We start from the raw sequence: 14,299 nt of genomic DNA on the forward strand, positions 1-14,299 counted from the left end.
ACCTGCAGTAAGCCGAGGTGCGGGTGGTGAGCCCGCACTGAGGTAAAACCCGAGCAAGGGCCCAAAAAGCCCGCGCTCATTACCTATGAAGATATGAGACCAGCAGGGGCTTCCGGGCTGGTACCCGGAAAATCAGCAGGATCCAGGTGGCGTGGTTCAGTCGCTGTGTTCGGACTTTTCCAGGTTTGCTGTGGCTCTCGCCGATCAGTCCCCTAACCGAGGGTGACCAAGCATGCAAGAAAGCGTGATGCAGCGCATGTGGGATAGCGCCCACCTTTCAGGTGGTAACGCTGCATATGTGGAAGAGCTTTATGAGCTCTACCTGCACGACCCTAACGCTGTGCCAGAAGAGTGGCGCACTTACTTCCAGAAGTTGCCCGCCGACGGCAGCACCGCTACCGATGTATCGCACTCGACGATCCGCGACCATTTCGTACTGCTGGCAAAGAACCAGCGCCGCGCCCAACCGGTATCCGCCGGGAGCGTGAGCAGTGAACACGAGAAGAAGCAGGTTGAAGTGCTGCGACTGATCCAGGCCTATCGTATGCGCGGCCATCAGGCTGCCAAGCTCGACCCGTTGGGGTTGTGGCAGCGTCCTGCGCCCGTAGACCTGTCGATCAATCACTACGGCTTGACCAATGCCGATCTTGATACGACCTTCCGTGCCGGCGACCTGTTCATCGGCAAAGAGGAAGCGAGCCTACGCGAAATCTTCGAAGCGCTGCAGAAGACATATTGTCGCACCATTGGCGCCGAGTTCACCCACATCGTCGATTCCGAGCAGCGCAGCTGGTTCCAGCAGCGCCTGGAAAGCGTACGTGGCCGTCCGGAATTCTCCGCCGACGTGCAGGCTCACCTGCTCGAGCGCGTCACGGCCGGTGAGGGCCTGGAGAAGTACCTGGGCACCAAGTACCCGGGCACCAAGCGCTTCGGCCTCGAGGGTGGCGAAAGCCTGATCCCGATGCTGGACGAAATGATCCAGCGCTCCGGTTCCTACGGCACCAAGGAAGTCGTGATCGGCATGGCCCACCGTGGCCGCCTCAACGTGCTCGTCAACACCTTCGGCAAGAACCCGCGCGAGCTGTTCGACGAGTTCGAAGGCAAGAAGATGAACGAGCTGGGCTCCGGTGACGTGAAGTATCACCAGGGCTTCTCCTCCAACGTGATGACTCCCGGTGGCGAAGTCCACCTGGCCATGGCGTTCAACCCCTCCCACCTGGAAATCGTCTCGCCAGTGGTGGAAGGTTCGGTTCGCGCCCGCCAGGATCGCCGCAACGACACCGTTGGCGACAAGGTCCTGCCGATCTCCATCCACGGTGACGCAGCATTCGCCGGCCAGGGTGTGGTCATGGAAACCTTCCAGATGTCGCAGACCCGCGGTTTCAAGACCGGCGGCACCGTGCACATCGTGATCAACAACCAGGTCGGTTTCACCATCAGCAACCCGCTGGACGCGCGCTCCACCGAGTACGCCACCGACGTTGCCAAGATGATCCAGGCGCCGATCCTGCACGTGAACGGCGATGATCCGGAAGCGGTGATGTTCGTCACCCAGCTGGCCATCGACTACCGCATGCAGTTCAAGCGTGACGTGGTCATCGACCTGGTCTGCTACCGTCGTCGCGGCCACAACGAGGCCGACGAGCCGAACGGCACCCAGCCTTTGATGTACCAGCAGATCAGCAAGCAGCGCACCACCCGTGAGCTGTACGCCGAGCAACTGATCAGCGCCGGTCGCATCGACGCCGAGCGCGCCCAGGCCAAGATCGACGAGTACCGCAACGCCCTGGACAACGGCCTGCACGTGGTCAAGAGCCTGGTCAAGGAGCCGAACCGCGAACTGTTCGTCGACTGGCGTCCGTACCTGGGTCACGCCTGGACCGCGCGTCACGACACCCGCTTCGACCTCAAGACCCTGCAGGAGCTGTCGGCCAAGCTGCTCGAGCTGCCTGAAGGTTTCGTCGTCCAGCGCCAGGTCGCGAAGATCTACGAAGACCGTCAGAAGATGCAGGCCGGTGGCTTGCCGATCAACTGGGGTTATGCAGAGACCATGGCCTACGCCACCCTGCAGTTCGAAGGTCACCCGATCCGCATGACCGGCCAGGACATCGGCCGTGGCACCTTCTCGCACCGTCACGCGGTGCTGCACAACCAGAAGGACGCCAGCACTTACGTGCCGCTGAAGAACCTGTTCCCGGGCCAGCCGCGTTTCGACCTGTACGACTCCTTCCTCTCGGAAGAAGCGGTACTGGCCTTCGAATACGGCTACTCGACCACCACGCCGAACGCGCTGGTGATCTGGGAAGCCCAGTTCGGCGACTTCGCCAACGGTGCGCAAGTGGTGATCGACCAGTTCATCACCAGTGGCGAGCACAAGTGGGGCCGCCTGTGCGGTCTGACCATGCTGCTGCCGCACGGCTATGAAGGCCAGGGTCCGGAGCACTCCTCCGCGCGTCTGGAGCGCTACCTGCAGCTGTGCGCCGAGCACAACATCCAGGTTTGCGTGCCGACCACCCCGGCACAGATCTACCACCTGCTGCGTCGCCAGGTCATCCGTCCGCTGCGCAAACCGCTGGTCGTGCTGACGCCGAAGTCGCTGCTGCGCCACAAGCTGGCCATCTCGACCCTGGAAGACCTGGCCGATGGCTCGTTCCAGACCGTGATCCCGGAAATCGACACCCTGGATCCGGCCAAGGTCGAGCGCCTGGTCCTGTGCGGTGGCAAGGTCTACTACGATCTGCTGGAAAAACGCCGTGCCGAAGGCCGCGAAGATATCGCCATCGTGCGTATCGAGCAGCTGTATCCGTTCCCTGAGGACGACCTGGTCGAAATCCTCGCGCCTTACACCAACCTCAAGCACGCAGTGTGGTGTCAGGAAGAGCCGATGAACCAGGGCGCCTGGTACAGCAGCCAGCACCACATGCGCCGTATCCTGGGTCGCCACAACAAGGCGCTGGTCCTGGAATACGCCGGTCGCGACGCTTCCGCCGCGCCAGCCTGTGGTTACGCATCGAAGCACGCCGAACAGCAGGAAAAACTGCTGCAAGACGCCTTCACTGTCTAACGCCTCGCGCACCTGAAACCGAATTTAAGGAAACACAGATAATGGCTATCGAGATCAAAGCCCCAACCTTCCCGGAATCGGTTGCCGATGGCACCGTTGCCACCTGGCACAAGCAGCCGGGCGACGCCGTCAAGCGTGACGAGCTGATCGTCGACATCGAGACCGACAAGGTCGTCCTGGAAGTCCTGGCCACCGCCGACGGCGTGCTGGGCGCCATCGTCAAGGGCGAGGGCGACACCGTCCTGTCCGACGAAGTCCTGGGCTCGATCGTTGAAGGTGGCGCCGCCGCCGCCGCAGCTCCGGCTGCCGCGCCTGCCGCTGCTGCTCCGGCCGCCGCTGCCGCCGATGCTGGCGAAGACGACCCGGTCGCCGCTCCAGCCGCGCGCAAGCTGGCTGAAGAGAACGGCATCGACCTGGCTACCGTTGCCGGCACCGGCAAGGGCGGTCGCATCACCAAGGAAGACGTCGTCGCTGCCGTCGCCAACAAGAAGTCGGCCCCTGCCGCTGCACCGGCTGCCAAGCCGGCCGCCGCTGCCGCTGCCCCGGTCGTCGTCGCCGCTGGCGACCGCACCGAGAAGCGCGTGCCGATGACCCGCCTGCGCGCCAAGATCGCCGAGCGTCTGGTCGAAGCACAGTCGAACATGGCCATGCTGACCACCTTCAACGAAGTCGACATGACCGAAGTCATGGCCCTGCGTTCGAAGTACAAGGACCTGTTCGAGAAGACCCACAACGGCGTGCGCCTGGGCTTCATGTCGTTCTTCGTCAAGGCGGCCACCGAGGCGCTGAAGCGCTTCCCGGCGGTCAACGCCTCGATCGACGGCAACGACATCGTCTACCACGGCTTTGCTGACGTCGGCGTCGCCGTCTCCAGCGACCGTGGCCTGGTGGTACCGGTGCTGCGCAACGCCGAATCGATGAGCCTGGCCGAAATCGAGAACGGCATCGCCACCTTCGGCAAGAAAGCCCGTGACGGCAAGCTGTCGATCGAAGAGATGACTGGCGGTACCTTCACCATCACCAACGGTGGTACCTTCGGCTCGATGATGTCGACCCCGATCGTCAACCCGCCGCAGGCCGCGATCCTGGGTATGCACAACATCATCCAGCGCCCGATGGCCATCAATGGCCAAGTGGTGATCCGCCCGATGATGTACCTGGCGCTGTCCTATGACCACCGCCTGATCGACGGCAAGGAAGCGGTAACCTTCCTGGTGACCATCAAGAACCTGCTGGAAGATCCGTCTCGCCTGCTGCTGGACATCTAATCAACTAGCCGCGCGCCGCCGGCCCCGCTCTTCGCAAGAGGCGGGGCCGTGCGGTACGCGGCCTGTAGCTTGTAGCTGATAAGGAATCTTTTATGACCCAGAAATTCGACGTAGTGGTGATTGGTGCAGGTCCTGGCGGCTATGTTGCCGCCATCAAGGCTGCCCAACTCGGTCTGAAGACTGCCTGTATCGAGAAATACACCGACGCCGAGGGCAAGCTGGCCCTGGGCGGCACCTGCCTGAACGTGGGTTGCATTCCGTCCAAGGCGCTGCTGGACAGCTCCTGGAAGTACAAGGAAGCCAAAGAGAGCTTCAACGTGCACGGTATCTCCACTGGTGAAGTGAAGATGGACGTTGCCGCGATGGTTGGCCGCAAGGCCGGCATCGTCAAGAACCTGACCGGTGGCGTCGCCACCCTGTTCAAGGCCAACGGCGTCACTTCGATCCAGGGCCACGGCAAGCTGCTGGCCGGCAAGAAAGTCGAAGTCACCAAGGCTGACGGCACCACCGAAGTCATCGAAGCCGAGAACGTGATCCTGGCCTCCGGTTCGCGTCCGATCGACATTCCGCCGGCCCCGGTCGACCAGAACGTCATCGTCGACTCCACCGGCGCCCTGGAATTCCAGAGCGTACCGAAGCGCCTGGGCGTCATCGGTGCCGGCGTGATCGGCCTGGAGCTGGGCTCGGTATGGGCTCGCCTGGGTGCCGAAGTCACCGTCCTGGAAGCCCTGGACACCTTCCTGATGGCTGCCGACACCGCCGTGTCGAAAGAAGCCCAGAAGACCCTGACCAAGCAAGGCCTGGACATCAAGCTGGGCGCTCGCGTCACCGGCTCGAAAGTCAACGGCAACGAAGTCGAAGTCACCTACACCAACGCCGAAGGCGAGCAGAAGATCACCTTCGACAAGCTGATCGTCGCGGTCGGCCGTCGTCCGGTGACCACCGACCTGCTGGCCGCCGACAGCGGCGTGACCATCGACGAGCGTGGCTACATCTTCGTCGACGATCACTGCGCCACCAGCGTTCCGGGCGTCTACGCCATCGGTGACGTGGTGCGCGGCATGATGCTGGCGCACAAGGCCTCGGAAGAGGGCATCATGGTCGTCGAGCGCATCAAGGGCCACAAGGCCCAGATGAACTACGACCTGATCCCGTCGGTCATCTACACCCATCCGGAAATCGCGTGGGTCGGCAAGACCGAACAGGCGTTGAAAGCCGAGGGTGTTGAGGTTAACGTAGGCACCTTCCCGTTCGCGGCCAGCGGCCGTGCGATGGCAGCCAACGATACCGGTGGTTTCGTCAAGGTCATCGCCGACGCCAAGACCGACCGCGTCCTGGGTGTTCACGTGATTGGCCCGTCGGCTGCCGAACTGGTACAGCAGGGCGCGATCGCAATGGAATTCGGCACCAGTGCCGAGGATCTGGGCATGATGGTCTTCAGCCATCCGACCCTGTCCGAAGCGTTGCATGAAGCAGCGCTGGCGGTGAATGGCGGTGCCATTCACGTCGCCAACCGTAAGAAGCGTTAATTATAAGAAACCACGGCGGTCTGCCCGTCGTGGGTCTTGCGTGCAAGACTCACCGCGGAACGTCCGCCGGACCGGATCACATGGGAAAACCCGGGGTCAACGGTCACAGGTGGTGCGGCGCCAGTAATGGCGCAGCGCCGAAGCGCAGTACCTAACGAAGACGGTAAAAAGCATGAATCTTCACGAGTATCAGGGTAAGCAGCTGTTCGCTGAATACGGCCTGCCAGTTTCCAAGGGTTTCGCAGTCGACACCCCTGAAGCTGCAGCAGAAGCCTGCGACAAGATCGGCGGTTCCGAGTGGGTTGTAAAAGCCCAGGTTCACGCGGGTGGTCGCGGTAAAGCGGGCGGCGTCAAGCTGGTTCGCAGCAAGGAAGACGCCAAGGCGTTCGCTGCCCAGTGGCTTGGCAAGAACCTGGTTACCTACCAGACCGACGCCAATGGTCAGCCAGTTTCCAAGATCCTGGTCGAATCCTGCACTGACATCGCCAAAGAGCTGTACCTGGGCGCTGTAGTCGATCGTTCGAGCCGCCGCATCGTGTTCATGGCTTCCACCGAAGGTGGCGTGGACATCGAGAAAGTCGCTCACGACACTCCTGAGAAGATCCTCAAGGCCACCATCGATCCGCTGGTCGGCGCTCAGCCGTTCCAGGGTCGCGAGCTGGCGTTCCAGCTGGGCCTGGAAGGCAAGCAAGTTCAGCAGTTCGCCAAGATCTTCGTAGGCCTGGCCAAGCTGTTCAAGGATCACGATCTGGCCCTGCTGGAAGTGAACCCGCTGGTGATCAAGGCCGACGGCGATCTGCACTGCCTCGATGCCAAGATCAACATCGACGCCAACGCCATGTACCGTCAGCCGAAGCTGAAGACCTTCCACGACCCGTCGCAGGACGACGCCCGTGAAGCCCACGCCGCCAAGTTCGAACTGAACTACGTTGCCCTTGAAGGCAACATCGGCTGCATGGTCAACGGTGCCGGCCTGGCCATGGGTACCATGGACATCGTCAACCTGCACGGCGGCAAGCCAGCCAACTTCCTCGACGTAGGCGGCGGCGCTACCAAAGAGCGCGTTACCGAAGCGTTCAAGATCATCCTGTCCGACAGCAATGTCGCGGCCGTCCTGGTCAACATCTTCGGCGGCATCGTTCGCTGCGACATGATTGCCGAAGGCATCATCGGCGCTGTGAAAGAAGTCGGCGTCAAGGTTCCGGTTGTCGTTCGCCTCGAAGGCAACAACGCCGAACTGGGCGCTAAAGTACTGGCAGAAAGCGGTTTGAACATCATTGCGGCAACCAGCCTGACCGACGCTGCTCAACAAGTTGTCAAAGCTGCGGAGGGCAAGTAATGAGCGTCCTGATCAATAAAGACACCAAAGTCATCTGCCAGGGCTTCACCGGCTCGCAGGGTACTTTCCACTCCGAACAAGCCATCGCCTACGGCACCAAGATGGTCGGCGGCGTCACCCCGGGCAAGGGTGGCACCACCCACCTGGGCCTGCCGGTGTTCAACACCGTGAAAGAAGCTGTAGAAGCCACTGGCGCTGACGCGTCGGTCATCTACGTACCGGCTCCTTTCTGCAAGGACTCGATCCTGGAAGCCGCCTTCGGTGGCATCAAGCTGATCGTCTGCATCACCGAGGGTATTCCTACCCTCGACATGCTGGACGCCAAGGTCAAGTGCGACGAGCTGGGCGTGACCCTGATCGGCCCGAACTGCCCAGGCGTGATCACTCCGGGCGAGTGCAAGATCGGCATCATGCCGGGTCACATCCACCTGCCAGGCAAGGTCGGTATCGTTTCGCGTTCCGGCACCCTGACCTACGAAGCTGTGAAGCAGACCACCGACGCCGGCTTCGGCCAGTCGACCTGCGTCGGCATCGGCGGTGACCCGATCCCGGGCTCCAACTTCATCGACATCCTGAAGCTGTTCCAGGAAGATCCAAAGACCGAAGCGATCGTCATGATCGGTGAGATCGGCGGTTCCGCTGAAGAAGAAGCCGCGGCCTACATCAAGGCCAACGTGACCAAGCCTGTCGTTTCCTACATCGCCGGTGTTACCGCACCTGCGGGCAAGCGCATGGGCCACGCTGGCGCCATCATCTCCGGTGGCAAGGGTACTGCGGACGAGAAGTTCGCCGCCCTGCAGGACGCCGGTGTTAAAACCGTGCGTTCCCTGGCTGACATCGGCAAGGCCCTGGCCGAGCTGACTGGCTGGGAAGTCAAGAAGTAAGTAACACGCAGTACCCCCCACGCGCACAAAGGCCACCTTCGGGTGGCCTTTGTCGTTGTTGCGGCTGTGCCGGCCTCTTCGCGGGTAAACCCGCTCCCACAGGGCATCACACAATCCCTGTGGGAGCGGGTTTACCCGCGAAGAGGCCGGCACAGGTGATGGGGAAAATTCGATCACCTCAATCAGGATTTTCAACCAGACATCTACCCAAATGAGCAATAAATTGTCGCCTAACACGTTCAACCAGACGACAAACACATACGCACATCGGACAAGCAGCACTGTGCCAGTGCGTTTGTCAGGCAAAACAGGTAGGCTACGCGTTCACTCTGTGCCCGTACCCCAAAAGGGAACGACACGCTAAACGGGTCTGGCTCACCAAGCCGGGCAGCATTTCCCTTCATCCTATGGGAAATCCCCTCCGACTCCCGATTTCAGCAGTGTGGTATTTCCTTAAATGAAAGTGTTAAAAGGCCAGGATATCCTGGCACTTGGCTTTATGACGTTCGCGCTGTTCGTCGGCGCCGGCAACATCATCTTCCCGCCCATCGTCGGCCTGCAATCCGGCCCGAACGTATGGATGGCCGCACTCGGCTTCCTGGTCACCGCCGTAGGCCTGCCGGTCATCACCGTCATCGCCCTGGCCAAGGTCGGTGGCGGCATGGACGCCCTGAGCAGCCCGATCGGCAAGTTCTTCGGTGGCCTGCTGGCGGCCGTGTGCTACCTCTCCGTCGGCCCGCTGTTCGCCACTCCGCGTACCGCGACCGTGTCGTTCGAAGTGGGCGTTGCACCGCTGACCGGCGAGAGCCCGACGGCGCTGCTTATCTACAGCATCGTGTACTTCGCCGTGGTGCTGGCCGTGTCCATGTACCCGGGCAAGCTGCTCGACACCGTGGGCCGTTTCCTCGCGCCGTTGAAGATCATCGCCCTGGCGGTGCTGGGTATCGCGGCCTTCGCCCTGCCGGCCGGCACCATTGGCGAGGCCCAGCCTGCCTACGCCGCCGCTGCGTTCTCCAAAGGGTTCTCCGATGGCTACCTGACCATGGACACCCTGGGCGCCCTGGTCTTCGGTATCGTCATCGTCAACGCCATCCGCTCACGTGGCGTCGAGTCGCCGAAGCTGATCACCCGCTATGCCATCATCGCCGGCCTGATTGCCGGTGTCGGCCTGGTGCTGGTGTATGTCAGCCTGTTCCGCCTCGGCGCGGGCAGCCATGACATCGCCGCCGACGCCACCAACGGCGCGATGGTCCTGCATGCCTACGTGCAGCACACCTTCGGTTCCCTGGGCAGCGGCTTCCTCGCCGTGCTGATCGCCCTGGCCTGCCTGGTGACCGCCGTTGGCCTGACCTGCGCCTGCGCCGAGTATTTCAGCCAGATCCTGCCGTTGTCGTACCGCACCCTGGTGGTGATCCTGGCCGGCTTCTCGCTGGTGATCTCCAACCTGGGCCTGACCAAGCTGATCATGTTCTCGATTCCCGTGCTGACGGCGATCTACCCGCCGTGCATCGTGGTCGTGGGCCTGAGCTTCGTGAAGGACCTGTGGAATTCGCCAACCCGCATCCTGGCCCCGGTCATGCTGGTGTCGCTGGTGTTCGGCGTTGTCGATGCGATCAAGGGCAGCAGCTTTGCCCACGTACTGCCTGACGCCTTGGCTCACCTGCCGTTCAGCAACGAAGGCATGGCCTGGCTGGTGCCTTCGGTGGTCACCCTGGCCGCCGCCGTGGTCTTCGACCGCATGTTGGGCAAGCCGCGCGAGGCGCTGGCCTGATGGATTGAAACCTGAAGGGCAGGGCGCTGGCCACAAGCCGAAGGGCGCCTGCCCAGGGTGGATATCGAAACCCCGCTTCCTGTGAAGGAGCGGGGTTTTTTATTGCCTGTGCCGGCCCTTTCGCGGGTAAACCCGCTCCCACAGTCACCGTGCGATCCCTGTGGGAGCGGGTTTACCCGCGAAGAGGCCAGTGCAGGAAAAGCCAAAAATGGCGCACATGTGTCTTATGGCGAATCCGGACGTCGAAAACCGGTCTGTTTCTCTTTCACGGGATTCCTGCATGAGCTTCATCCAAAACAACCTGGGCAACCTCCTGGCCGCCTGCTGGTTCGCCATCTGCTGGGGCGGCTACACCCGCTACGCCATCTGGAAAGGCCGCGACACGGCGTGCCTGGCCAGCGTGCTGCACCTGTACCGCGAAGACTGGATGCGCCGCATGCTGCTGCGCGACAACCGCATCGCCGATGCCAGCGTGATCGGCAACCTGGAGCGCAACGCGTCGTTCTTCGCCTCCAGTACCCTGATCATCCTCGCCGGTATCCTCACCGTGCTTGGCGCGTCGGATCGCGCGCTGTCGCTGCTGGCCGACCTGCCATTGGTACAGCAGGCCTCGCAAGGCATGTCGGAAATCAAGCTGCTGTGCCTGGCAACGGTATTCGTCTACGCCTTCTTTACCTTCAGCTGGTGCATGCGCCAATACAACTTCGCCGCGGTGCTGGTGGGCTCGGCCCCGATGATCGGCGAGCGTCTGGTCAACGAACTCGAACGCAAGGCTTTTGCCTCTCGGGCCGCACGAGTACTGTCGCTGGCCGCCAACCAGTTCAACCTGGGGTTGCGTTCGTATTACTTCGGCATGGCCATGTTGAGCTGGTTCATCAGCCCCTGGTTGTTCATGGTCATGAGCGTCGGCGTTGTATTCATCCTGTATCGCCGCGAGTTCCATTCCCATGTGCTGGAAGTGATGGTGTTCACACCGACCGAAAGTGTATCGGTAGAGCCAGGCAAGGACACTTCCGGTATTGCCGGCTGAAGCCTTTCAGCGTTAAACGCAGGTACAAAAAAACCCGACATTGTCGGGTTTTTTTGTACTGCGCGATTACTGCTTGGCAGGTTCGGCAGGTGCAGTGGTCGGCGCTGGGGTAGTCGGCGCGGCTTCCTCGGCGGCCTTCTGCTGCGCTTCGGCCTGATCTTTGGCGGCTTCGGCGTTTTCCTTGGCGGCTTCGTTCATCTTATCCTGAGCTTCGCCCATCTTCTCTTGGGCTTGCTCGGCGTGTTGCTGTGCGTCCTGGGCTTTGTCTTCGCTCGCTTTATCGCAAGCAGCCAGGCCCATGGCAGCGGCCAGCATCAGAGCAAAAGCAAAAGGTTTACGCATGGGGTGTTTCTCCTGGGTGGAATAACTTTACTTGTACCTTCGAGTTCGCCGGGTACGAATAAGTTCCACAAAGGTTACAGATATATAACTGCCCGACCTATATAGACTTTTTATCCATTTTATGCAGCGAGGGACAATGAACGAGACGCCGTTGATGGCGATGGCCGAGCGTTTTCTCTCGGCGCTGAAACATTGCCAGGTATTGCAGATGCGCGTGCACCACGCCGATGCCGACGGCATGACGCTGGTGCTGCCCTGGTCGCCGGCGATTGTCGGCAATCCACAGAACGGCGCGGTGCATGGCGGCGTGCTGACCACGCTGATGGACACCACCTGCGGCATGGCCACGCTCTGCGCGCTGCCCCGTTTCGAAGTGTGCCCGACCCTGGACCTGCGCATCGACTACATGCACCCGGCCGAGGCGGGCAAGGATATCTACGGTTACGCCCAGTGCTACCGGGTAACCCGGGATGTCATCTTTACCCGTGGCACCGCCTACCAGGATGACCCTGCGCAACCGATCTGCCAGGTGGTCGGCACCTTCATGCGCCTGGGGCAGGACGTCAAGGGTGGTATCCGCTTCGGCAACAGCCTCAAGGAGGGCCGCGCGTGATTCCTGCCGATATCCGTCAACAGCTGAACCAGGCCCATGCCCGCGGCGACTACCAGCCCCTGCTGGCGTTGATCCCGTATGCCGGGCTGATCGGCATCGAATGCGAGCGCCAGGGCGACGACCTGCTGTTCCGCCTGCCGGCCAACCCAGACAACATCGGCAATCCGTTGCTGCCGGCGATCCATGGTGGCGTCATCGCCGGGTTCATGGAGCTGTCCGCGGCGCTCTACCTGCTGATCTACAGCGAGAGCGCGAGTATTCCGAAGATCATCGATTTCTCCATCGACTACCTGCGCGCCGGGCATTTTCGCGACACCTATGCCCAGTGCCAGCTGTGGCGCCAGGGGCGGCGGGTGACCAACGTGGCGATCACCGCCTGGCAGGGCGATCGCGACACGCCGATCGCCACGGCGCGCGCGCATTTCAAGATCGAACCGGAAAAGCCCTTGAAATAGTCGGGGCTGCCCCCATCTGTTGGACATCCGCCATCAAAAGCAGGCCAGACGGCCGCCAGGCGCCAACAACCAACAGATTGGAGTTTTGAAGACCATGAGTGTGGAGACTCAAAAACAAACCCTGGGCTTCCAGACCGAGGTAAAGCAGCTGCTGCACCTCATGATCCATTCCCTGTATTCGAACAAGGAGATCTTCCTGCGCGAGCTGGTCTCCAACGCCTCCGACGCCGTCGACAAGCTGCGTTTCGAGGCCCTGGCCAAGCCTGAGCTGCTCGAAGGCGGCGCCGAGCTGAAGATCCGCGTGAGCTTCGACAAGGCCGCCAATACCGTGACCCTCGAGGACAACGGTATCGGCATGAGCCGCGAAGACGTCATCGCCCACCTGGGCACCATCGCCAAGTCCGGCACTGCCGACTTCATGAAGAACCTCACCGGTGACCAGAAGAAGGACTCGCACCTGATCGGTCAGTTCGGCGTGGGCTTCTACTCCGCGTTCATCGTCGCCGACAAGGTTGATGTGTTCAGCCGTCGCGCCGGGCTGCCGGCCGCCGAAGGCGTGCACTGGTCGTCCAAGGGCGAGGGCGACTTCGAAGTGGCCACGGTCGACAAGCCAGAGCGCGGCACCCGCATTGTCCTGCACCTGAAGAAGGGCGAGGACGAGTTCGCCGATGGCTGGCGCCTGCGCAACATCATCAAGAAATACTCCGATCACATCGCCTTGCCGATCGAGCTGCCGAAAGAGCAGGCAGCGGCCGCCGAAGGTGAAGAACAGCCGGCGCAGGAGTGGGAAACCGTCAACCGCGCCAGCGCCCTGTGGACCCGCCCGCGTACCGAGATCAAGGACGAGGAATACCAGGAGTTCTACAAGCACATCGGCCATGACTTCGAAAACCCGCTGGCCTGGACCCACAACAAGGTCGAAGGCAAGCTCGAATACAACTCGCTGCTGTACGTGCCGGCCCGCGCGCCGTTCGACCTGTACCAGCGCGAAGCGCCACGTGGCCTGAAGCTGTACGTGCAGCGCGTGTTCATCATGGACCAGGCCGAGTCGTTCCTGCCGCTGTACCTGCGCTTCATCAAGGGCGTGGTCGACTCCAACGACCTGTCGCTGAACGTTTCCCGCGAGATCCTGCAGAAGGATCCGATCATCGATTCGATGAAGACCGCGCTGACCAAGCGCGTGCTGGACATGCTGGAGAAGCTGGCGAAGAACGAGCCCGAGCAGTACAAGGGCTTCTGGAAGAACTTCGGCCAGGTGCTGAAGGAAGGCCCGGCCGAGGACTTCGCCAACAAGGAGAAGATCGCCAGCCTGCTGCGCTTTGCCTCCACCCATGACGACAGCGGCGAGCAGAGCGTTGCCCTGGCCGACTACCTGGCCCGCGCCAAGGAAGGCCAGGACAAGATCTACTTCCTCACCGGCGAGTCCTACGCCCAGGTCAAGAACAGCCCGCACCTGGAAGTCTTCCGCAAGAAAGGCATCGAAGTGCTGCTGCTGACCGATCGCATCGACGAATGGCTGATGAGCTACCTCAGCGAGTTCGATGGCAAGGCCTTCGTCGACGTCGCCCGTGGCGACCTGGACCTGGGCAAGCTGGACTCCGAAGAGGACAAGAAGGCCCAGGAAGAAGTCGCCAAGGACAAGGAAGGCCTGGTCGAGCGCCTCAAGGGCGCGCTGGGTGACAGCGTGGCGGAGGTGCGTGTCTCGCACCGCCTGACCGACTCGCCGGCAATCCTGGCCATCGGCGAACAGGACCTGGGCCTGCAGATGCGCCAGATCCTCGAAGCCAGCGGGCAGAAGGTGCCGGAGTCCAAGCCGATCTTCGAGTTCAACCCGACCCACCCGCTGATCGAGAAGCTCGATGGCGAGCAGAGCGAAGATCGCTTCGCCGAGCTTTCGCACATCCTGTTCGACCAGGCGGCCCTGGCGGCCGGCGACAGCCTGAAGGATCCGGCGGCCTATGTGCGTCGCCTCAACAAGCTGTTGGTCGAGCTGTCCGCTTGATC

The 14,299-nt window shown here is 61.9% G+C and carries 11 protein-coding genes; 10 read left to right on the plus strand and 1 reads right to left on the minus strand.

Annotated elements, in window-relative coordinates:
* The first annotated feature begins 232 nt into the window (after positions 1-232).
* The 7 genes from POF53_RS06795 (at position 233) to POF53_RS06825 (ending at position 10,885) form a co-directional block, all read left to right on the plus strand.
* Positions 233-3,064: a 2-oxoglutarate dehydrogenase E1 component gene (locus POF53_RS06795; protein ID WP_186734737.1), complete on the plus strand. Its 2,832-nt coding sequence runs from the start codon at positions 233-235 to the stop codon at positions 3,062-3,064.
* 38 nt (positions 3,065-3,102) lie between these two features.
* Positions 3,103-4,332 (plus strand): 2-oxoglutarate dehydrogenase complex dihydrolipoyllysine-residue succinyltransferase, encoded by a 1,230-nt coding sequence (gene odhB, locus POF53_RS06800; protein ID WP_498967034.1) that lies wholly within the window; start codon positions 3,103-3,105, stop codon positions 4,330-4,332.
* Between the two features lie 92 nt (positions 4,333-4,424).
* Positions 4,425-5,861 (plus strand): dihydrolipoyl dehydrogenase, encoded by a 1,437-nt coding sequence (gene lpdA / locus POF53_RS06805; RefSeq protein WP_028690460.1) that lies wholly within the window; start codon positions 4,425-4,427, stop codon positions 5,859-5,861.
* 172 nt (positions 5,862-6,033) lie between these two features.
* Complete coding sequence (gene sucC / locus POF53_RS06810; protein ID WP_023629628.1) at positions 6,034-7,200, plus strand: ADP-forming succinate--CoA ligase subunit beta; 1,167 nt, start codon at positions 6,034-6,036, stop codon at positions 7,198-7,200.
* Positions 7,200-8,084 (plus strand): succinate--CoA ligase subunit alpha, encoded by an 885-nt coding sequence (sucD, locus tag POF53_RS06815; protein ID WP_004376004.1) that lies wholly within the window; start codon positions 7,200-7,202, stop codon positions 8,082-8,084. Before sucC ends, sucD begins: the two co-directional genes overlap by 1 nt.
* Before the next feature lie 457 nt (positions 8,085-8,541).
* A complete protein-coding gene (brnQ, locus tag POF53_RS06820; RefSeq protein WP_110739479.1) occupies positions 8,542-9,855 on the plus strand; it encodes a branched-chain amino acid transport system II carrier protein in 1,314 nt (437 codons plus the stop codon).
* 280 nt (positions 9,856-10,135) lie between these two features.
* Positions 10,136-10,885 carry a DUF599 domain-containing protein gene (locus tag POF53_RS06825; RefSeq protein ID WP_203651816.1) on the plus strand — a complete coding sequence of 250 codons (750 nt, stop codon included), beginning with the start codon at positions 10,136-10,138 and terminating at the stop codon, positions 10,883-10,885.
* Positions 10,886-10,951: 66 nt separating this feature from the next.
* Here the strand turns inward: POF53_RS06825 and POF53_RS06830 are convergent, their stop codons facing one another.
* Positions 10,952-11,227, minus strand: a complete 276-nt coding sequence (locus POF53_RS06830) for a hypothetical protein (RefSeq protein ID WP_050706517.1) — start codon at positions 11,225-11,227, stop codon at positions 10,952-10,954.
* A gap of 136 nt (positions 11,228-11,363) precedes the next feature.
* On the opposite strand from POF53_RS06830, the gene POF53_RS06835 reads away from it, so the two are divergent.
* From POF53_RS06835 to htpG, 3 genes are all read left to right on the plus strand, one after another.
* Positions 11,364-11,840, plus strand: coding sequence for a PaaI family thioesterase (locus POF53_RS06835; RefSeq protein WP_232856383.1), 477 nt, complete (start codon positions 11,364-11,366; stop codon positions 11,838-11,840).
* Positions 11,837-12,295 carry a PaaI family thioesterase gene (locus POF53_RS06840; protein ID WP_050706515.1) on the plus strand — a complete coding sequence of 153 codons (459 nt, stop codon included), beginning with the start codon at positions 11,837-11,839 and terminating at the stop codon, positions 12,293-12,295. The genes POF53_RS06835 and POF53_RS06840 overlap by 4 nt, the downstream gene beginning before the upstream one ends.
* 94 nt (positions 12,296-12,389) lie before the next feature.
* On the plus strand, positions 12,390-14,297 hold the full coding sequence (htpG, locus tag POF53_RS06845; protein ID WP_234560546.1) for a molecular chaperone HtpG: 1,908 nt from the start codon (positions 12,390-12,392) through the stop codon (positions 14,295-14,297).
* The last annotated feature ends 2 nt before the right edge of the window (positions 14,298-14,299 follow it).

It is taken from the genome of Mitsuaria sp. RG (assembly GCF_028369275.1).
Classification (GTDB): domain Bacteria; phylum Pseudomonadota; class Gammaproteobacteria; order Pseudomonadales; family Pseudomonadaceae; genus Aquipseudomonas; species Aquipseudomonas peradeniyensis.

Excerpts from the sequence above, each read along its gene's own strand:
- POF53_RS06795 (WP_186734737.1), top strand. The coding sequence starts at position 233 with ATGCAAGAAAGCGTGATGCAGCGCATGTGGGATAGCGCCCACCTTTCA.
- lpdA (WP_028690460.1), top strand. The coding sequence starts at position 4,425 with ATGACCCAGAAATTCGACGTAGTGGTGATTGGTGCAGGTCCTGGCGGC.
- sucC (WP_023629628.1), top strand. The coding sequence starts at position 6,034 with ATGAATCTTCACGAGTATCAGGGTAAGCAGCTGTTCGCTGAATACGGC.
- sucD (WP_004376004.1), top strand. The coding sequence starts at position 7,200 with ATGAGCGTCCTGATCAATAAAGACACCAAAGTCATCTGCCAGGGCTTC.
- brnQ (WP_110739479.1), top strand. The coding sequence starts at position 8,542 with ATGAAAGTGTTAAAAGGCCAGGATATCCTGGCACTTGGCTTTATGACG.
- POF53_RS06825 (WP_203651816.1), top strand. The coding sequence starts at position 10,136 with ATGAGCTTCATCCAAAACAACCTGGGCAACCTCCTGGCCGCCTGCTGG.
- POF53_RS06830 (WP_050706517.1), bottom strand. The coding sequence starts at position 11,227 with ATGCGTAAACCTTTTGCTTTTGCTCTGATGCTGGCCGCTGCCATGGGC.
- POF53_RS06835 (WP_232856383.1), top strand. The coding sequence starts at position 11,364 with ATGAACGAGACGCCGTTGATGGCGATGGCCGAGCGTTTTCTCTCGGCG.
- htpG (WP_234560546.1), top strand. The coding sequence starts at position 12,390 with ATGAGTGTGGAGACTCAAAAACAAACCCTGGGCTTCCAGACCGAGGTA.